The sequence below is a fragment of the Phenylobacterium sp. genome (genome assembly GCF_037189685.1).
GTDB lineage: Bacteria > Pseudomonadota > Alphaproteobacteria > Caulobacterales > Caulobacteraceae > Phenylobacterium.
The window spans coordinates 44,716-62,496 of record NZ_JBBCIT010000013.1; the positions used below are offsets into that span (position 1 = coordinate 44,716).

Annotated in this window: 17 protein-coding genes; 12 read left to right on the forward strand and 5 right to left on the reverse strand. The window is 72.6% G+C overall.

From position 1 onward, the window contains the following. Window positions 1–170: 170 nt before the first annotated feature. From WG212_RS09115 to WG212_RS09135, 5 genes are read left to right on the forward strand one after another with little or no spacing between them, the layout of a single operon-like run. A complete protein-coding gene (locus tag WG212_RS09115) occupies window positions 171–953 on the forward strand; it encodes an enoyl-CoA hydratase/isomerase family protein (RefSeq protein WP_337186781.1) in 783 nt (260 codons plus the stop codon). A 43-nt stretch (window positions 954–996) separates the two neighbouring features. Continuing rightward, window positions 997–2,478 carry an FAD-linked oxidase C-terminal domain-containing protein gene (locus WG212_RS09120; protein WP_337186958.1) on the forward strand — a complete coding sequence of 494 codons (1,482 nt, stop codon included), beginning with the start codon at window positions 997–999 and terminating at the stop codon, window positions 2,476–2,478. After that, window positions 2,478–3,659 (forward strand): glycolate oxidase subunit GlcE, encoded by a 1,182-nt coding sequence (gene glcE / locus WG212_RS09125; RefSeq protein WP_337186782.1) that lies wholly within the window; start codon window positions 2,478–2,480, stop codon window positions 3,657–3,659. The genes WG212_RS09120 and glcE overlap by 1 nt, the downstream gene beginning before the upstream one ends. After that, window positions 3,656–4,927 (forward strand): glycolate oxidase subunit GlcF, encoded by a 1,272-nt coding sequence (gene glcF / locus WG212_RS09130; protein WP_337186783.1) that lies wholly within the window; start codon window positions 3,656–3,658, stop codon window positions 4,925–4,927. Before glcE ends, glcF begins: the two co-directional genes overlap by 4 nt. Before the next feature lie 4 nt (window positions 4,928–4,931). Next, entirely contained in the window at window positions 4,932–5,585 is a 654-nt protein-coding gene (locus WG212_RS09135; protein ID WP_337186959.1) for a class I SAM-dependent methyltransferase, read from the forward strand. Window positions 5,586–5,805: 220 nt separating this feature from the next. Here WG212_RS09135 and WG212_RS09140 read toward each other — a convergent pair whose 3' ends face one another. The 3 genes from WG212_RS09140 to WG212_RS09150 form a co-directional block, all read right to left on the reverse strand. Then, window positions 5,806–6,879 (reverse strand): NADH:flavin oxidoreductase, encoded by a 1,074-nt coding sequence (locus WG212_RS09140; RefSeq protein WP_337186784.1) that lies wholly within the window; start codon window positions 6,877–6,879, stop codon window positions 5,806–5,808. Window positions 6,880–6,977: 98 nt separating this feature from the next. Further along, on the reverse strand, window positions 6,978–8,015 hold the full coding sequence (locus tag WG212_RS09145; RefSeq protein ID WP_337186785.1) for an SO2930 family diheme c-type cytochrome: 1,038 nt from the start codon (window positions 8,013–8,015) through the stop codon (window positions 6,978–6,980). Between the two features lie 10 nt (window positions 8,016–8,025). Continuing rightward, window positions 8,026–9,261 carry a parallel beta-helix domain-containing protein gene (locus tag WG212_RS09150; RefSeq protein ID WP_337186786.1) on the reverse strand — a complete coding sequence of 412 codons (1,236 nt, stop codon included), beginning with the start codon at window positions 9,259–9,261 and terminating at the stop codon, window positions 8,026–8,028. An 85-nt stretch (window positions 9,262–9,346) separates the two neighbouring features. On the opposite strand from WG212_RS09150, the gene WG212_RS09155 reads away from it, so the two are divergent. Continuing rightward, window positions 9,347–9,775, forward strand: a complete 429-nt coding sequence (locus tag WG212_RS09155) for a GNAT family N-acetyltransferase (RefSeq protein WP_337186787.1) — start codon at window positions 9,347–9,349, stop codon at window positions 9,773–9,775. On the opposite strand, the gene WG212_RS09160 is transcribed toward WG212_RS09155, so the two are convergent. After that, window positions 9,748–10,770 carry an adenosine deaminase gene (locus WG212_RS09160; RefSeq protein ID WP_337186788.1) on the reverse strand — a complete coding sequence of 341 codons (1,023 nt, stop codon included), beginning with the start codon at window positions 10,768–10,770 and terminating at the stop codon, window positions 9,748–9,750. The two genes, WG212_RS09155 and WG212_RS09160, sit on opposite strands and share 28 nt — an antisense overlap. 145 nt (window positions 10,771–10,915) lie before the next feature. Here WG212_RS09160 and WG212_RS09165 point away from each other — a divergent pair, with 145 nt between their 5' ends. From WG212_RS09165 to WG212_RS09190, 6 genes are read left to right on the forward strand one after another with little or no spacing between them, the layout of a single operon-like run. Continuing rightward, on the forward strand, window positions 10,916–11,548 hold the full coding sequence (locus WG212_RS09165; RefSeq protein WP_337186789.1) for a DUF4129 domain-containing protein: 633 nt from the start codon (window positions 10,916–10,918) through the stop codon (window positions 11,546–11,548). Then, window positions 11,545–12,765: a hypothetical protein gene (locus WG212_RS09170; RefSeq protein WP_337186790.1), complete on the forward strand. Its 1,221-nt coding sequence runs from the start codon at window positions 11,545–11,547 to the stop codon at window positions 12,763–12,765. The genes WG212_RS09165 and WG212_RS09170 overlap by 4 nt, the downstream gene beginning before the upstream one ends. After that, window positions 12,752–13,708 carry a MoxR family ATPase gene (locus tag WG212_RS09175; protein WP_337186791.1) on the forward strand — a complete coding sequence of 319 codons (957 nt, stop codon included), beginning with the start codon at window positions 12,752–12,754 and terminating at the stop codon, window positions 13,706–13,708. The genes WG212_RS09170 and WG212_RS09175 overlap by 14 nt, the downstream gene beginning before the upstream one ends. Window positions 13,709–13,712: 4 nt before the next feature. Next, a complete protein-coding gene (locus tag WG212_RS09180) occupies window positions 13,713–15,026 on the forward strand; it encodes a DUF58 domain-containing protein (RefSeq protein ID WP_337186792.1) in 1,314 nt (437 codons plus the stop codon). Continuing rightward, on the forward strand, window positions 15,026–16,024 hold the full coding sequence (locus tag WG212_RS09185) for a stage II sporulation protein M (RefSeq protein ID WP_337186793.1): 999 nt from the start codon (window positions 15,026–15,028) through the stop codon (window positions 16,022–16,024). The genes WG212_RS09180 and WG212_RS09185 overlap by 1 nt, the downstream gene beginning before the upstream one ends. Then, window positions 16,021–16,938 carry an RDD family protein gene (locus tag WG212_RS09190; protein WP_337186794.1) on the forward strand — a complete coding sequence of 306 codons (918 nt, stop codon included), beginning with the start codon at window positions 16,021–16,023 and terminating at the stop codon, window positions 16,936–16,938. Before WG212_RS09185 ends, WG212_RS09190 begins: the two co-directional genes overlap by 4 nt. Here the strand turns inward: WG212_RS09190 and WG212_RS09195 are convergent. After that, a complete protein-coding gene (locus WG212_RS09195) occupies window positions 16,931–17,752 on the reverse strand; it encodes a YciC family protein (protein ID WP_337186795.1) in 822 nt (273 codons plus the stop codon). The genes WG212_RS09190 and WG212_RS09195 overlap by 8 nt on opposite strands. Window positions 17,753–17,781: the final 29 nt, after the last annotated feature.

The window sequence follows — 17,781 nt, forward strand, 5'->3', positions numbered from 1 at the left end:
CGTTGCGTTGGGGGCGCCGGGCCGTCGGCGCATTGGAAGGCGGGCTTCGCCCCCTGCCATGCGGAGGAATCGCATATGAACGGAAAAGGGCGCGGAGCCTCGGGGACGCTTCGTCTGCCCGAGGCCTTTCCGCGGCTCCAACCCCGCGCCCGCGGCGCGCAGGAGGACGGATGACCTACGAAACGATCAAGGTCGAAGAGGCCGCGCCGGGGATCACGGCGATCACGTTCAACCGGCCCGACGCGGCGAATGCGCTGTCCACGCAGATGGGCCGCGAACTGCTGGACGCCTGGTCGAAGCTGCGGTCCGACGAGGCGCTGCGGTGCGTGATCCTGCGGGGCGAGGGCAAGCACTTCCAGGCCGGGGCGGACCTCAAGGAACGCAACGGCATGAGCGACGAGGCCTGGGCCGAGCAGCACCGGCTGTTCGAGGCCATGATCCGGATGCAGCTCGCCTGCCCCGTGCCGGTGATCGCGGCGGTGCAGGGGGCGGCGATGGGCGGGGGCTGCGAGATGACGCTGGCCTGCGATTTCGCCTATGCATCCGAGGGCGCGCGGTTCGGCCTGCCCGAGGCGGGCCTGGGCATCCTGCCGGGCCTGGGCGGCACCCAGCTCCTGACGCGGGCCGTGGGGCCGCGGCGGGCGATCGAACTGCTGACCACGGCGGCGCCGTTCACGGCGCAGCAGGCGCTGGACTGGGGGCTGGTGAGCGGCGTGGTCGCGCCCGAGGCCCTGTTCGAGACCGTGCTGGGCGTGGCGACGGTGATCGCGAGCAAGGCACCGCAGTCGGTGCGCGGGGCCAAGCGGGTGGTCCATGGCGGCCTGGACCTGGACCTGAAGCAGGCGATGGACCTGGAGCTGACGGTCTACAATCAACTCTTCACCACCGCCGACCGCCGCGAGGGCGTGGCGGCCTTCAACGAGAAGCGGACGGCGCGGTTCGAAGGGAAGTAGCTGGAGCGACGCCCAGTCTCCGCCTACGGTTCCGCCTGTGAAGATGCCCGCGCCCGATCCGTCGCTCCTGGCCCGCAAGGGCGAGATCGTGCGGGCGCTGCGCCGGATCGTCCCGGGCGAGGGCGTGATCGCCGAGGCGGCCGAGCTGGTCCCATTCGAGAGCGACGGGCTGTCGGCCTATCGCCAGGCGCCGATCGCCGTGGTGCTGCCTGAGACCACGCAGCAGGTGTCCGACATCCTGCGCTGGTGCGGGGCCAACGGGGTGAAGGTGGTGCCGCGCGGGGCCGGCACGTCGCTGTCGGGCGGGGCGCTGCCGCTGGCGGACGGGGTGGTGCTGGGGCTGTCGAAGTTCAACCGGGTGCTGGACGTGGACTACGCCAACCGCTGCGCGGTGGTGCAGCCGGGCGTGACGAACCTGGGCGTGACGGCGGCGGTGGAGGCGGCCGGCTTCTACTACGCCCCCGACCCGTCCAGCCAGATCGCCTGCACCATCGGCGGCAACGTGGCGGAGAATTCGGGCGGGGTGCACTGCCTGAAGTACGGCCTGACCACGAACAACCTGCTGGGCTGCGAGATCGTGCTGATGAGCGGCGAGGTCGTGCGCCTGGGCGGCAAGGCGTTCGACGCCGAGGGCTACGACCTCTTGGGCCTGATCACGGGCTCGGAGGGGCTGCTGGGGGTGGTGACCGAGGTCACGGTGCGCATCCTGCCGAAGCCCGCGACGGCGCGGGCGCTGCTGCTGGGCTTTCCTTCGGCCGAGGCGGCGGGCGCGTGCGTGGGCGACATCATCGCCGCGGGCGTGATCCCGGCCGGGCTGGAGATGATGGACAACCCGGCGATCCGGGCGGCCGAGGCGTTCGTGGGTGCCGGCTATCCGGTGGACGCCGCCGCCCTGCTGATCGTGGAGCTGGACGGCCCCGAGGCGGAATGCGCCGAGCTGACCGGGCAGGTCGAGGCGATGGCGACGGCGCGAGGGGCCGACTTCCTGAAGGTCTCGCAGACCGAGGCCGAGCGGCTGAGCTTCTGGGCGGGGCGCAAGGCCGCCTTCCCGGCCGTGGGGCGGATCGCGCCCGACTACTATTGCATGGACGGCACCATCCCACGGGGGAAGCTGCCGCAGGTGCTGGGCCGCATCTACGAACTGGCGGCCGAGTACGGGCTGGGCGTGGCCAACGTCTTCCACGCCGGCGACGGCAACCTGCACCCGCTGATCCTCTACGACGCCGACCGGCCCGGCGACCTGGAGAAGGCCGAGGCGTTCGGCTCGGATATCCTGAAGCTGTGCGTGGCCGTGGGCGGCGTGCTGACCGGCGAGCACGGCGTGGGCGTGGAGAAGCGCGACCTGATGGGCGAGATGTTCGATCCGACCGACCTCGCCTGCCAGCAGCGGGTGAAGTGCGCCTTCGACCCGGGCCTGCTGCTGAATCCCGGCAAGGTGTTCCCGACCCTGCACCGCTGCGCCGAGCTGGGGCGGATGCATGTGCATCGGGGCAAGGTGGCCTTCCCCGAGCTGCCGCGGTTCTGATGCTGGAGACCCTCAGACCCCTGAAGCCGGCCTCGCCCGAGGAGGTCCAGGCCATCGTCGCCGAGGCCGGCGCCGCGGCGCGGCGCATCGAGGTGACCGGCGCGGGCACCAAGCGCGGGATCGGGGCGCTGGAGCCGGTGGACGTGGTCCTCTCGACCCAGCGGCTGGACCGGATCGTGGACTATGCGCCGGACGAGCTGGTGCTGACGGCGCAGCCCGGCGTGCGGGTCGCCGACCTGGAGCGGATCGTGGCCGCCCGCGGCCAGATGCTGGCCTTCGAGCCGCCGCGCTGGACGCGCCTGCTGGGCGCCCGCGGCGAGCCCACCCTGGGCGGGGTGGTGGCGGCGAACCTCTCGGGACCGCGGCGGCTCCGGGCCGGGGCGGCGCGCGACCACCTGCTGGGGTTCTCGGGCGTGTCGGGCCGGGGCGAGGCGTTCAAGGCCGGCGGCAAGGTGGTGAAGAATGTCACCGGCTACGACCTGATGAAGCTGATGGCCGGGTCGTGGGGAACGCTGGCCGTGTTCACCGAGCTGACGGTCAAGGTGCTGCCCGCGCCGAGGACCGAGGCGACGCTGCTGCTGTTCGGCCTGCACGACGTCCGCGCCTTCGAGGCGATGCAGGCGGCGATGAACGGGCCGTTCGAGGTGTCCGGAGCGGCGCACCTGCCGGTGACCACGGCCCGCGCGCGGCCGCTCAAAGCCGAGATGGCGGTCACCGCGTTGCGGCTGGAGGGGTTCGAGGCGTCGGTGGCGGCGCGGGCCGACGACCTGGCCCAGATGCTGGCTGGGGCGCTGGCCGGCTTCGGCCGCACCGACCGGCTGGACGCCGGGCATTCCCGGGATTTCTGGCTCCAGGTGCGCGAGGCCGAGGCGCTGGCGGGCGATCCCCGGCCGCTCTGGCGGCTGTCGCTGCCGCCGGCGGTTGGCTGGCGCGCGCCGCACGCCCTGCCGGGCGAGGCGCTCTACGACTGGGCGGGCGGCCTGGCCTGGCTGGCCACCGAGGAGCCCGCGGCGCGGGTGCGGGCGGTGGCGCGCGAGCTGGGCGGGCACGCGCTGTGCCTGAAGGGCGACGAGGCGTTCGGCCCGCGCGAGGGGCCGCTGGGCGCGTTGCAGGACCGTGTGAAGGCCGCCTTCGATCCCCTGGGCGTGCTGAACCCCGGCCGCATGGAGGGCCGCCCGTGAGGACCGCCTTCACCCCCGAACAGCTCGCCGACCCCGAGGTCGCGGCCAGCGCGGGCGCGATCCGCAAGTGCGTCCACTGCGGCTTCTGCACGGCCACCTGCCCGACCTACGTCCTGCTGGGCGACGAGCGCGACAGCCCGCGCGGGCGGATCGAGCTGATCCGCGACATGCTGGAGCGGGGCGGCCCGCCGTCGCCGGGGACGGTGACCCACGTCGACCGCTGCCTGTCGTGCCTGGCCTGCACCACCACCTGCCCGTCGGGCGTGGACTACGCCCAGCTCATCGACCACGCGCGGGCGCACATCGAGGCGCATCACCGCCGGCCCTGGCCCGAGCGGCTCGTCCGCGGCCTGCTGGCCCGCGTGCTGCCCTATCCCCGCCGCCTTGCGTGGGCGCTCCGGCTGGGCCGGCTGGCCCGGCCGCTGGAGCCCGTGCTGGCGCGGATGGGCCTGGCGCCGCTGGCGGCGATGCTGCGGCTGTTGCCGGCGGCCAGGCCCGCGCCGTCCAGGCCTCTCGCCGGAACCGTGTCCGCCGTCGCCGAGGGACCACGGGGGCGCGTGGTGCTGCTGAAAGGCTGTGTCGAAGCGGCGATGGCGCCACAGGTCCGGGCCGCGGCGACGCGGCTGCTGGAACGCATGGGATATGAGGTGGTCGAGGCGCCGGGCGAAGGCTGCTGCGGGGCGTTGTCCGAACACCTGGGCCGGGCGGACGAGGCGCGGCGCATGGCGCAGGCGAACCTTGCGGCCTGGGGCAGGCTGGACGGGATCGACGCCGTGGTGACGACCGCCGCCGGCTGCGGGACGATGCTCAAGGTGTATGGCCGGGTGGCTGGCCGTCCGATCGCGGCGCGGGACATCCTGGAGTTCGTGGCCGAGGCGGGCCTGCCGCCGCCGGTGGCCGGCGCCGGGCTGGCGGTCACCTACCATGCGGCCTGCTCGCTCCAGCACGGCCAGCAGATCAAGGCCCCGCCGCTCGCGCTGCTGAGGCAGGCGGGCTTCGACGTCCGCACGGTGGCCGAGGGGCATCTCTGCTGCGGGTCGGCCGGCGTCTACAACATCCTGCAACCGGGGCTGGCCACACGGCTGCGCGACCGCAAGGCGGCCAATATCGCGGCGGCCGGCGGGGCGGTGGTGGCCGCCGGCAACATCGGCTGCATCACCCAGCTCGCGCCCGTGGTCGAGGTCCCCCTGGCCCATCCGGTGGAGTTGCTGGACTGGGCGACGGGCGGACCGCGCCCGGCGGCGCTGGACGGCGTGCGGGAGGTCTGACGCCCTGGGCGCCGACGAGACCCCGGAAGTCGATCCGGTCGCGGGCTATGACGCCGCCGCAGCCGAGATCGCGCGACGCTACGAGAGCGTCCAGGCCGAGGCGGTGCATGCCGCCGTCGCCGACCTCGTCCTGTCCCGCGCGGGCGGCCGGGCGCTGGACGTCGGCGCGGGGAGCGGCCGCGACGCCGCCTGGCTCGCCCGCCTGGGCTATGCGGTGATCGCCGTCGAGCCCGCCGCCGGCCTTCGGGCCGAGGCGCAGGCGCGGCACGCCGGGTCGGGCGTCCGATGGCTGGACGACCGGCTGCCGGACCTGGAGGTCACCCACGCCCTGGGCCACGCCTTCGACCTCATCCTGCTGAGCGGCGTGTGGATGCATGTCCGGCCGGGCGACCGGCCGCAGGCGCTGCGGTCGCTGGCGTCGCTGCTGGCGGGCGAGGGCGTGCTGCTGATCAGCCACCGCAACCCCTCGGCCGTTCCCGACCGGCCGATGTGGGCCTGTCCCGCGGGCGAGCTCGAAGGCCTGGCCGCCGGCAGCGGCCTGCGCGTGATCCGCTCCGTCCCGGCCGAAGACCGGCTGGGCCGCGGCGACGTCCGGTGGACGTCGACAGCCCTCACGCACGCGGGCCTGATGCGCGCGGAGAGCGGCCCGCCGACCTGAAGCAGGCGCTCCGCGCTGCGCGCCCGTGTCGCGGGCGCCGTAGTTTCCCGTAGGGATCGCTACGAAATTTCCTCACCTGCCGGAGACGGGCATCCTGTGCTCAAGGTGGGAGGGGCGACCGATGTGGCCGGAACCGTACGTGATCCTGTGCGCCTTCGTGGCTTACGCGACGATCCTGTCCGGCGTGATGGTGGCCGACCTGGTCGCGGCGCGGCGTTCGTCACGCGGCCTGAACAAATCCGGGCCAGGTCCCCATGTAGGTCACAAACGCCGGGCCAAGGCCCTCATTCTGCAGATGCTCGGGCGTGACCGGTAGGGCGATGGGCGTGAACGCCGGGTCGCGGGCGCGCTCGGGGAAGTCGTGGTGCAGGATGGCGGCGCGGCCGATCAGGACGTAGTCGGCGCCGTCGTCCAGCATCTTCGCCGCGATGGCCGGGGTGGTGATCTTGCCGGCCACGCCCAGCCGGACGTTTCCGCGGTCGAGGTCGGTGAACCAGCTCATCAGGCTGCGGCCCTTGAAGTCCTCCTCGACAGGCTCCTTGAAGACATCCCACAGCGACATGTCGAGGTAGTCGATCCGGCCGTCCGTGAGGATCGCCTGGGCGGTGTCGCGGATCTCGGCCAGCCGCAGGCCGAAGCGTTCGGGCGAGAGGCGCAGGCCCACCTGGAAGTCGGGACGGGTGCGGGCGCGCACGCCGTCGATGATCTCGAAGACGATCCGGGCGCGGTTCTCGATCGAGTCGCCGTAGCGATCCTCGCGGCGGTTGATCCCGGACGACAGGAACTGGGCCAGGACATAGCCGTGGGCGCCGTGGATCTCGACCCCGTCGAACCCGGCCTGGTCGGCGCGGACGGCGGCGGCGACGAAGTCCTCCACGAGCTGCTCCACCTCGCCCAGCGACAGGCCGCGGGCGCCGGTCTCGGGGTCGTCCGAGGGGCAGACGGGCTGGCCGACGAGGTCCTTGGGGCTGCGGTTGCCCGCGTGATGGAGCTGGACGGCCGAGACGCTGCCGTGGCCCTTGATCGCGGCCGCCAGGCGGGTGAGGCCCGGCAGGTGCTGGTCGCCGAAGATCCCGAGCTGGCCGGGGAAGCCCTGGCCGACCGCCTGGACGTGGGCGGCGCAGGTCATGGTGAGGCCGAAGCCGCCCTGGGCGCGCAGCGTGAGCCAGCGGAACTCGTCGTCCGAGAGCGTGCCGTCGGGGTGGCTCTGGAGGTTCGTCAGCGGCGCCAGCATGAAGCGGTTCCTGAGCGCCGGGCCGTGGGCCAGGGTCAGGGGCGAGAACAGGTCGGCCAAGGTCGGGCTCCAGGCTGGGGTGTCGGGAACAGGGGATAGAGGGCTTCCGCAGCGGCCGGCAAACCAGCCTTTCTGCAAGCCGCATCAGCGCGCCGGCGTCATTGTGGCGGCATCGCGGCGATCCACGCGCGGACCAGGGCCAGGCCTTCCTCGTGCGTCAGCGCGCGGCCCAGTTCGGGCATCATCACGCCGGGCTCCGTGGAGGTCATGCGGTGGACGAGGATCGAGGCTTCGGGCCGACCCGGCTCGATGCCGACGCGAAGGCCGCCCGATCCCCGACCCGCGGCCACGGGCCCCTTGCCGACGCCCAGCGCGGCCGGCCGCGCCTCGTCCAGATCAAGGTAGAGGCCCGAGTTCGACGCCACCGCGCGCGGGTTGTGGCAGTGCGCGCAGTTCACGTCGAGATAGGCCCGCGCCCGGTCGGCCAGGGGCGCGGCGGGATCGTCCCAGCGGGCGGCGCGGGGGGCGGCCTCAGGCCGCGGCGCGCCGGCCAGCAGGCCCGCGCGCGCCCAGTGGGCGAGCTGGTTCTCCGGCCCGGAAGCATAGGCGAAGTCGCGGTTGAGGTTGCGGGCGTTGGGGCCGATGGGGACCAGGGTCCTGTCGAGCTGGTGGCACTCCTTGCACTGGTTCTGGTTGGGGACCGCCCACTCCACTGTCCGCGCCCGCCCCTGGGGATCGGTGAAACGGGCCTCCAGGCGGGCGCCGGCGCGCCGCAGCACCGCCTCGGTCTGGGCCTCGTTCCAGACGTAGGCGAAGGCGGTCCATCCCTCGGCCTTGCGGATCAGGAGCCGGGTCTCCAGCCGCCGGCCGGGATAGCCGAAGGTCTTCACCAGCGTGGCCCCGACGGGAAATTCGAAGGCGCCGTGCGCACGATACCGGACCTTCGCGCCCGGCGGCAGGTAGAGGAAGCGGTGCTTGTCGGCGTAGTCGCTGAACAGCGGGGTGTTCAGGTCGTAGGGCGTGAGCCCCGTGTTGGCTTCGGTCTGGCCGGCGCCCGTGAACAGACGATAGTCCGACAGCTTCGGCGCCGGCGTCTCAGCCAGGAGGACGTCCAGCGCGACGGGCGGCGCGACCGGCCCCGGCGGTGGCGCGGCGCCCAGGCAGAGGAGGGCGGCCAGGGCCGCGAGCCACCGCATCGCGCCGGCCTCAGGCCCCGAGGTCGGTCTGCGCCCCGAGGTCGGTCTGGGGCTTGGGCAGGACGACCGGCGCCGGCTCGGCCACTGTGGCGCCGTCGATGGCGACGTTCGGCGTCATGTCCGGGTTGGCCTTGTCCACCTGTCCGGGGCCGGGCAGGCGCAGGTTCAGCACCGGACCATCGGTGAGGCGCATGCGGACGGGGTCGCTGTTCTGCGGGTGGCTGGTGACGCCGTCCCACATCACCGGCGGGATGTCGCGGCCCAGCAGTCCCTTGATGACGTCGCCGCCCGCGAACTTCGGGTCCCACCCGTTGCGGCCGATCCGGTTGTCGCGGACCACGATGTCGCGGGCCAGCGGGTTGTAGGTCTTGTCGTCGAATTTCTGGGTGTAGCTCACCAGCATCACCGCGGTGGACTGGTTGCCGGCGATCTCGTTGTCGAAGACGTGGACGTTGCGGTTGGCCATGATCATCACGCCCGTGCCCACAGGGACGCCGGCGACGATGTTGCCCGCGGGTGCGAAGTTGGGCGTGTCGTTGTCCACCACCTTGTTGCGGAACAGACGGGTGGAATGGCCGCCCATGACCGGCAGGTTCGGCAGGTCGAACACCAGGATGCCGCCGGTGTTGCGGGTGGCGACGTTGTCGAAGACGTCGGCGTTCATCGAGTTCTCGATCTCGATGCCGGCCACGTTGAACTCGGCGCGGCTGCGCTTGACCACGATGTTCTTCGACTGGCCCACATAGATGCCGGCGTCGGACGCCCCCCGCACCAGGGCGCGATCGATCAGCACGTTGCTGGACGAGACCGGATAGACGCCGTAGGCGCCGTTGGTCTCCTTGGGGCCGCCGGTCCATTCGACGCGGACGTTGACGAAGCTGATCTGGTCCGAGCCCTTGGACTTCAGCCCGTCGCCCTTGGTGTCCTCGACGGCGAGGTCGCGGATGGTCACGCGGTCGGACGTGACCAGCAGGCCTTCGCCCGCGCCCTTCTGCCCCTTGAACGACAGGATGGTGGCCTCGGGGCCGGCGCCTTTCACCGTCACGTCGTCCACGTCCAGCGAGAGGCCGTCCACCAGGTCGTAGCGGCCGGCGGCGATCTGGACCACATCGCCCGGCTTCGCGTCGAGCAGGGCGGTCTGCAATCGTTCCTGGGCGTCGGGGCCGGGGCCGACCGCGATGGTCTTCGCATGGGCTGCGCCCGTGAGCGCGGTGGCGGCCAGCAGGGCCAGCATCAGCTTCGGCATAGGGTCCTCCCCGGCATCGTGACGCGCCGTTCAGGTTCGAGGAGACGCTGTTCAACTCGAGCGCGCAAGCCCTAAGGTGGCGCTCATGGACGTTCGGATCCTGCGCATCACCGCCGCCGGCGCTGGCCTGCTGAACCGGGTCGAGGACGACGTCTTCGACCACGAGATCGACCCCCGCCACCTCGCGGCCTATCTGGCCGACCCCGGCCACCTGCTGGTCTGCGCGGTGGCGGACGGCGTCGTGATCGGTCAGGCCCGCGGTGTCATCACGCGTCAGCCGGACGCCCCGCCCGCGCTCTACATCGACAACCTGGGCGTGGCCGAGGGGCGCCGGCGGGAAGGGATCGCCTCGCGTCTGCTCGAGGACCTCACCGAGTGGGGCCGCGCGAACGGCTGCGCCGTCGCCTGGGTGGCGACGGAACTGGACAACGACCCGGCCCGCGCTCTCTACGCTGGCCGCGGCGCCGAGATGCAGGCGGTGGCCTACTACGAGTACGCGCTGGACGAGGCGTAGGCGTCGATTTCGGCCAGGTGCGCCTGCGCCGTTTCGGGCGGCAGGAACGAGCCGGTGAAACTGTTCTTCGCGAGCGTGACCAGTTCCGCCTTCGTCAGGCCCAGGGCGTCGGCCGTGGCGGTCCAGTTGCGGCCCAGGTAGCCGCCGAAATAGGCGGGGTCGTCGGAATTCAGCGTCGCCTTCAGGCCCAGGCCCAGCATCCGCTTCAGGGGATGGTTCGCCAGGTCGTCCACCACGCACAGCTTGAGGTTCGAGAGCGGGCAGACGGTGAGCGTCATGCCCTCGGCGACGAGGCGTTCCACCAGCTTCGGGTCTTCCAGCGCGCGGTTTCCGTGGTCGATGCGGTCGACGCCCAGGATGTCCAGCGCCTCCCAGACGTACTCCGGCGGCCCCTCCTCGCCGGCGTGGGCCACCAGCTTGAGGCCGCGCTCGCGGGAGGCCTTGAAGACCCGGGCGAACTTCGACGGGGGGTGACCGACTTCGGAGCTGTCGAGGCCCACGCCCAGGATACGGTCCAGGTAGGGCTCGGCCATGCGAAGCGTGGCGAAGGCGGCGTCCTCGTCCAGGTGGCGCAGGTAGCAGAGGATCAGGCCCGAGCCCACGCCCAGCGTGCGCTCGGCCTCGGCCATCCCCGCCAGCAGGCCGTCGGCGACCACGGCGAAGGGGATGCCGCGGTCGGTGTGCGTCTGGGGATCGAAGAACAGTTCCACATGCCGGCAGCCGTCGGCGGCCACGCGGCGGAAATAATCCAGCGCCAGGTCGCGGAAGTCGTCCTCGGTCCTGAGCGCGCCGGCGCCCTGGTAGTAGATGTCCAGGAAGTCCTGGAGGTTTCCGAAGGCGTAGGCCGCGCGCACCTCCTCGACCGAGCGGAAGGGCAGGTCGAGGCGGTTGCGCCGGGCCAGCTCGAACATCAGTTCCGGTTCGAGGCTCCCCTCGATGTGCAGGTGCAGTTCGGCCTTGGGCAGGCCCTGGATGAAGGCGGTGAGGTCGCTCATGCCGTCACCCAACTCCGAACCTGCGGCGGGTTCAAGACTCCCGGCTTCCTTGCAAGACCGGCGGGCCGGAACGCCCGTTCCGGGGCGGCCACGGCTTGCGGCGGGCGATGAGTGATCTACGCTGTCGCCGTAACCGGGGGCGTGCGTGCAGGGCGATGTGGCGGTGGATGGCGGTGGAGCCGCGGAGGCGAAACTCGCCGCCGCGCATCGCGCCCTGCTGGAAACGCCAGGCATCCAGTTCGACTTCAAGGGTGCGCCGCCGCCGCCGAAGCCGCCCTCGTGGCTGAAGGGACTGGTCGAGTTCCTGGACGCCATCGCGCCCATGATGGTCGTGGTGTTCTGGGTCGGCGTGGCGGTCGGGGTCCTGTTCATCGTCTACCTGGTCGCGCGGGAGTTCGCGCCCGAATCCTGGTTCCGCCGCAGGTCGGCGGTGGGCGAGGTGGCCGACTGGCGGCCCGATGCGGCGGCGGCCCGGGCGCTGCTGGAGGACGCCGATCGCCTGGCCGAGTCGGGCCGGTTCGAGGAGGCGATCCACGTCCTCCTGTTCCGCTCCATCGACGATCTCGCGGGCCGCCGCCCCGGCGCAGTCCGTCCGGCCCTGACCAGCCGCGACATCGCCGAGCTTGCGGTCCTGCCGCCGGCGGCGCGGGCGGCGTTCGCGCGCCTGGCCCGGGCGGTGGAGCAGACGTTCTTCGGTGGCCGGCCCGCGGGGGCCGACGCGTTCCGCGAGGCGCGCGCGGACTACGAGGCGTTCGCCTTCGCGGAGGGGTGGCGATGAGCGAGGCGACCCCGTCCGTCGCGCCCGCGTTCCGGCCGCGGACGATCCTGACGCTGATCGGCGTCGGCGTCGTGGCGTTTGCGGCGATGGCCGTCCTGGCGGCCTATGCGCCCGATCTGCGCGGCGGGAACGACGGGCGGGCGCACGCGATGTCGCGATCCGCGGTCGGCTTCGCCGCGGCCCCGATCCTCGCCCGGAAACTGGGCGAGGCGGCCAGCGTGAGCCGTAGTCCGCCGCGCGACCTGGCCGAGGCCGCGGTCGTCGTCACGCCGGAAGGCCATGAGCGGGGCCAGGCGTTCGACCCCTTCGCCGACGCCGCGGTCACCCTCATCGTGATGCCGAAATGGCTGGTTTCGCCCGACCCGTTGCGCCGGGGCGCGGTGCGCAAGGTCGACGTCCGGCCGGCCCGCGACGTCGACCGGATGCTGTCGCGATACGCCAAGGCCACGCGGCTGTCCCCCGGTTCGGCTGTGACCCGCCCGACGCTGCGCGGCGCCGGGGGGCCGTTCGATCCCGGCACGGTGCTGCCGCTGGGGCCGGTCGACCGGCTCCAGACCGTGACCGGCGACGGCTGGGCGCCCGCCCTGGTGACCGGGGACGGCGAGATCGTGCTGGCCTACGCCATCAAGAATCCCAAGGTCCTGCTGCTGGCCGACCCGGACCTCCTGAACAACCAGGGCCTGGCCGAGCTGGCCAACGCGCGGGCCGGCGCGGCGATCCTTTCGGCCGCCAGCGCCGGCGGCGAGCGGCCCATCCTGTTCGACGTGACGCTGAACGGCCTGGCCCGCGGCCGGGGCCTGGGCCGGCTGATGCTGGAGCCCCCGTGGCTGGCGGCCACCCTGATCGGCCTGGCGGCGACGGTGCTGATGGCGCTGCACGCCCTGGCGCGGTTCGGCCAGCCGCGCCGCGCCGGCCGCGCCTTCGCGCTGGGCGCCGGCGCCCTGGTGGACAATTCGGCCGACCTGATCCGGGTGGCGCGCAAGGAAGCGGAGTTTGCCCCCGCCTACGCCGCCGTGGTCCGCCGGCTGGTGACGCGCGCCGGCGGCGGGCACGCCGCCCAGGAGCATTGGCTGGACGATCTGGCCCGGCGGCGGGGCCTGGCCTCGCCCGACGAGATGGCCGCCGAGGCGCAGGGCGCGAAAAGCCGCGACGACCTGCTGGCGGTCGCCCGCAAGCTCTACGACTGGAAGGGAGAACTCACGCGTGACCGTCGATGAGGTGAAGGCCCTGGCCGCGGGCGTCCGCGCCGAGGTCGCCAAGGCCGTGGTGGGGCAGGAGGACACCGTCGACCTCCTGCTGACCGCGCTGTTCGCGCGCGGCCACGTGCTGCTGGAGGGGCCGCCGGGCGTGGCCAAGACGTTCCTGGCCCAGTGCTTCGCGCGCACCCTGGGCCTGGACTTCGGGCGCATCCAGTTCACGCCCGACCTGATGCCGGCCGACATCATCGGTTCCAACGTGTTCAACTTCCAGACCTCGACCTTCTCGCTGACCGAGGGGCCGCTGTTCTGCGAACTGCTGCTGGCCGACGAGGTGAACCGCACGCCGCCCAAGACCCAGGCGGCGTTGCTGGAGGCGATGCAGGAACGGCGCGTGACCATCGACGGCAAGACCCGGCCGCTCTCGCCACGCTTCATGGTGGTGGCCACCCAGAACCCCCTGGAACAACAGGGCACCTATCCGCTGCCCGAGGCCCAGCTCGACCGCTTCCTGTTCAAGCAGACGCTGGGCTATCCCAGCCGCGAGGAGGAGCGGCGGATCGTGGCCGAGTACGGGGTCCAGGCGGGCCACGTCGATCCCGCCGCCCGCGGCGTCTCCCGCGCGGTCACGGCCAAGCAGCTCGACGAGGCGCACAAGGCGGTGGCCGCCGTCCGCCTGACCGACGAGATCGTCGGCTACGTGCTGGACCTCGTGCGGTCCACGCGCGAGACGCCCGATCTGGCCAGCGGGGCGTCGCCCCGCGCGGCCGCCCAGCTTGCCCTGGCCGCCCGGTCGCGCGCGGCGCTGGACGGGCGCGACTACGCCATTCCCGACGACGTGAAGGCGCTGGCCCTGCCGGTGCTGCGCCACCGGGTGATCCTGTCGCCCGCCGCCGAGATCGACGGCCGCCGCCCCGACCAGATCCTGCAGGGTCTGGTCGACCTGGCCGCCGCGCCGCGCTGACCCTGTGGGCCTCTATCCCACCGCCCGCGCGATCGGCCTGATGGCCGCCGGCGCCGCGCCCGCGCTGGCGGTGGCCGTGGCCGCGCCCCAGCTCTGGACGCTGGCGGCGGCGTGGATCGTGCTCGCCGTGGGCCTGATGCTGGCGGACGTGATGCTGGCGGCCTCGCCGCGCGCGCTGACGCTGTCGGCCGCCGCGCCGGCGCTGATCGGGGTGGGGCGGCCCGAAACCCTGCGGGTCACCGCCGCCTTCGAACGCGCCGCGCCGTCGCAGGTGGAGGTGGCGGCGGGCGTGGGGCCGCGGCTGACGGTGACGCCGGACCGGCGGCTGCTGGCCACGCGCGAGGGCCGGGCCGAGGCCGAGCTGACCCTGGAGGCCCTGCGCCGGGGCGAGGGGCGGATCGAGGGGCTGTGGGCCCGCTGGCGAGGGCCGCTGGGACTGGTGTGGCTGCAACGCGAGGTGTCGCCCGGACGCACCGTTCCGATCCTCCCCGACATCGCGGGCGTGAAGGAGCAGGCGCTGCGCCTGTTCGCGCGCGACGCGCCGCTGGGCGCCAAGCCGCTGATCGACACGGGCGAGGGCGCCGAGTTCCACGCGCTGAAGGAATTCCAGACCGGCATGGACCTGGGCGACATCGACTGGAAGCAGAGCGCCCGCCACGTCCGCCTGATCGGCCGGGAATACCGCACCGAGCGGAACCACCAGGTGATGCTGGCGCTGGACTGCGGCCGGCTGATGAGCGCGCCGGTGGCGGGCCTCCCGCGCCTGGACCGGGCGATCAACGCCGCGCTGCTGCTGGCCTTCGTTTCGCTCCGGATGGGCGACCGCGTCGGGGTTTTCGCCTTCGATTCCCGGCCGCGCGTGGCCAGCGGCGCCGCCTCGGGTCCATCGGCCTTTCCCCTCGTCCAGCGGGTCTGCGCGGGGATCGACTATTCCTCGGAAGAGACCAACTTCACCCTGGGCCTCACCGCGCTGTCGGGGCGGCTGGACCGCCGGGCGACGGTGGTGGTCTTCACCGACTTCGCCGACGCCACCTCGGCTGAGCTGATGGTGGAGAACGTCGCGCGGCTGCTGCGCACGCACGTGGTCCTGTTCGTGGTGTTCCGCGACGAGGAGATGGAGCGGCTGGTCGCCGCCGAGCCGGTCACGCCCGAGGACGTCACCCGCGCGGTCATCGCCGAGCGCCTCCTGCGGCAGCGCGAGGCCGTGACCGCCCGCCTGCGGCGGCTGGGCGCCCAGATCGTGGACGCGCCCGTGGACGCCCTGGCCTCGGCGTTGCTCAACGAATACCTCGACGTGAAGCGGCGGGGGCTGGTCTGATGTCCGAGCTGCACCTCAAGAGCTGGCGGTTCCGGGCCGAGCGCGAGGCCGACTGGCGGCGCCTCGAGCGGTTGCTGGACAAGGCGGAGGCGGGCGGCGCGTCCCGCCTTTCGCCCGACGAACTGCTGGAGATGCCGGTGCTCTACCGCCAGGCGCTGTCGTCGCTGTCGGTGGCGCGCTCGATCTCGCTGGACCAGAGCCTGACCGGCTACCTGGAGAGCCTCTGCACGCGGGCCTATTTCTTCGTCTACGGCGCGCGCACCCGCCTGCCCGAGCGGCTGGCCCGCTTTTTCCGCCATGACTGGCCGAACGCGGTGCGGGCCCTGTGGCGCGAGACCCTGGCGTCGTTCGCGATCTCGGGGATCGCCGCGCTCGTGGCCTTCCTGCTGGTGAACGGCGATCCCGACTGGTTCCACAGCTTCGTCAACCCGGGGCTGGCGGGCGGTCGGGATCCGTCGGCCTCAACGGAGTTCCTGCGGGAGACGCTCTACGACCACGACGCCAGCATGGGCGACGGCCTGGCGGTGTTCGCGGCCTTCCTCTTCACCCACAACGCCCAGGTGGCCCTGTTCGCCTTCGCCCTGGGCTTCCTGCTGTGCGCGCCCACGGCGGCTCTGATGGTGCTGAACGGGGGCATGGTCGGCGCCTTCCTGGCCCTGTTCGCCTCGCGCAACCTGGGCTTCGAGGCCGGCGGCTGGCTGATGATCCACGGCGCCACCGAGCTGTTCGCGGTGATCCTGGCCGGCGCGGCGGGCTTCTCCATCGGTTGGTCGGTGATCTTCCCGGGCGTGCAGACGCGACTGGACGCCGCCGCCGCCGCGGGCCGACGCGCCGCCACGGCCATGGCGGGCGTGGTCTGCATGCTGATGGTCGCCGGTCTGCTGGAGGGACTGGGCCGCCAGCTCATCACCCACGACCTCGTCCGGTATGCGATCGCGGCCACGACGCTGGCGGGCTGGCTGGCCTATTTCTACTGGCCCCGGAAGGCGGCGCCATGACCGCGTCCGCGCCTGGGGACGGAACGCGGCGCTCGGTGTGGGGCCGCGGGGTCGGGGCGCGGCGGCGCTTCGACGGCTATCGCGAACTGGTGACTCCCGAGGGCGTGGACCTTCGGCTCCGGATCGGCAGCTACGGCGAGCGGCTGGGCGCCATGATCCTCGACCTGATGATACTGGGCGCCGGTCTCCTGGTGTTCGGCCTGCTGGTGGCGCTGGCCGTCTGGTCGACGGGCGCGACGTGGCTGAGCCAGGGCGCGATGATCGTCGCCCTCCTGGCCCTGTTCCTGGGCCGGAATTTCTACTTCTTCTGGTTCGAGGCGCGGTCGCGGGCCGCGACGCCGGGCAAGCGGATGATGGGCCTCAGGGTCGCGTCGGCCGACGGCGGGCGCCTGACCGCAGACGCCGTCTTCGCGCGCAACGCCATGCGCGAGGTCGAGGTGTTCCTGCCCGCCACCTTCTTCCTGATGCGCGGCGAGGGGGTGGACGCGGCGCTCATCGGCCTGGGCGCGATCTGGAGCCTGGTGCTGGTCCTGTTCCCATTGTTCAACGCCGATCGCCGGCGGCTGGGCGATCTGGTGGCCGGGACCATCGTGGTGAAGGCGCCCAAGCGCGTCCTGCAGATCGACCTCGCAGACGCCGATCGCCGGATATCCAGCGGCCTGGCGTTCTCGCCTGGCCAGCTCGACGCGTACGGCATCCGCGAACTGCACGTGCTGGAGGACGTGATCAGGGCCGGAGACCGCAAGGCGATGGCGGCGGTGGCCGGACGCATCCGGGACAAGATCGGCTGGGACGGGCCGGCCGACACGGCCGACGCCACCTTCCTCAACGCCTACTATGCCGCGCTCCGGGGGCGGCTGGAGAGCCGCCTGCTGTTCGGCCGTCGCCGCCGGGACAAGTTCGACGTCAGCTGAAGATGTCGGCCAGGTCCTTCGCGCCCAGCCCCTCCTTGGCCTGGCGCAGCTCGACGTAGAGCACCGAGATCAGCGCCGCGCCGATGACGGCGGACAGGGTCTGCTGGACGACGTTGAGGGCGATCATCAGCGGGTTCATCGCCAGGGCCGCCGGGTCTTGCAGGGCGCCGGGATTCGTCAGGGCCAGGGCGCCGGCGACGACGGCGACCACCGCCCCCACGACCATCAGGAGGACGACGAGCACGATGAACAGCGCGAAGATGCGCCAGCGGTTGCCGCGGGTGAGGGCGCGCGAGCGGGTGAACGCTCCGAAGACCCCCGACCGGTCCGCCACCACGGCGGGCGCGCAGACGCAGAGGGCGATGGCGATCATGATCCCCGGCACGATGAGCAGGATGAAGCCCAAGGCCATGGCCAGGGTGTAGAGGAGGCTCACGGCGATCAGCGGGAGGAAGGCGCGCAGCCCGGTGGCCAGGGCCTCGCCGATGGAGGCGCGGGCGCCGCTGAAGTCCTGGACGACGGCGTGGATGAGCGCGCCCTGAAGGATGGCGGTGGTGATCATGAGGACCACCGTGCTCAGGCCGACATTGGTGAAGTAGGCGCCGGTCGCGGCGATGTCGCCTGTCTGCATCGCGGCGAGCTGTTCGGTCATCGCCTGGGTCTGGAGAACGTACATCAGCCCGGTCGGCAGGCCGGCCAGGATCAGGCCCAGGACCGCGAAGGTCACGAAGTTCCGGCCGATGACCGAGAACGTCCCGCCGATCACGCGGCCGATGTCGAGCTTGCGCGTTTCCGCGCCGGTGGTGTCCGTCATGTCGCTCCCCCCGATCGCCCCCGGGGAGC

Coding starts and splice junctions, on each gene's coding strand:
- WG212_RS09115 (WP_337186781.1), top strand. CDS start 171: ATGACCTACGAAACGATCAAGGTCGAAGAGGCCGCGCCGGGGATCACG.
- WG212_RS09120 (WP_337186958.1), top strand. CDS start 997: ATGCCCGCGCCCGATCCGTCGCTCCTGGCCCGCAAGGGCGAGATCGTG.
- glcE (WP_337186782.1), top strand. CDS start 2,478: ATGCTGGAGACCCTCAGACCCCTGAAGCCGGCCTCGCCCGAGGAGGTC.
- WG212_RS09145 (WP_337186785.1), bottom strand. CDS start 8,015: ATGCGGTGGCTCGCGGCCCTGGCCGCCCTCCTCTGCCTGGGCGCCGCG.
- WG212_RS09150 (WP_337186786.1), bottom strand. CDS start 9,261: ATGCCGAAGCTGATGCTGGCCCTGCTGGCCGCCACCGCGCTCACGGGC.
- WG212_RS09155 (WP_337186787.1), top strand. CDS start 9,347: ATGGACGTTCGGATCCTGCGCATCACCGCCGCCGGCGCTGGCCTGCTG.
- WG212_RS09160 (WP_337186788.1), bottom strand. CDS start 10,770: ATGAGCGACCTCACCGCCTTCATCCAGGGCCTGCCCAAGGCCGAACTG.
- WG212_RS09170 (WP_337186790.1), top strand. CDS start 11,545: ATGAGCGAGGCGACCCCGTCCGTCGCGCCCGCGTTCCGGCCGCGGACG.
- WG212_RS09185 (WP_337186793.1), top strand. CDS start 15,026: ATGTCCGAGCTGCACCTCAAGAGCTGGCGGTTCCGGGCCGAGCGCGAG.
- WG212_RS09190 (WP_337186794.1), top strand. CDS start 16,021: ATGACCGCGTCCGCGCCTGGGGACGGAACGCGGCGCTCGGTGTGGGGC.
- WG212_RS09195 (WP_337186795.1), bottom strand. CDS start 17,752: ATGACGGACACCACCGGCGCGGAAACGCGCAAGCTCGACATCGGCCGC.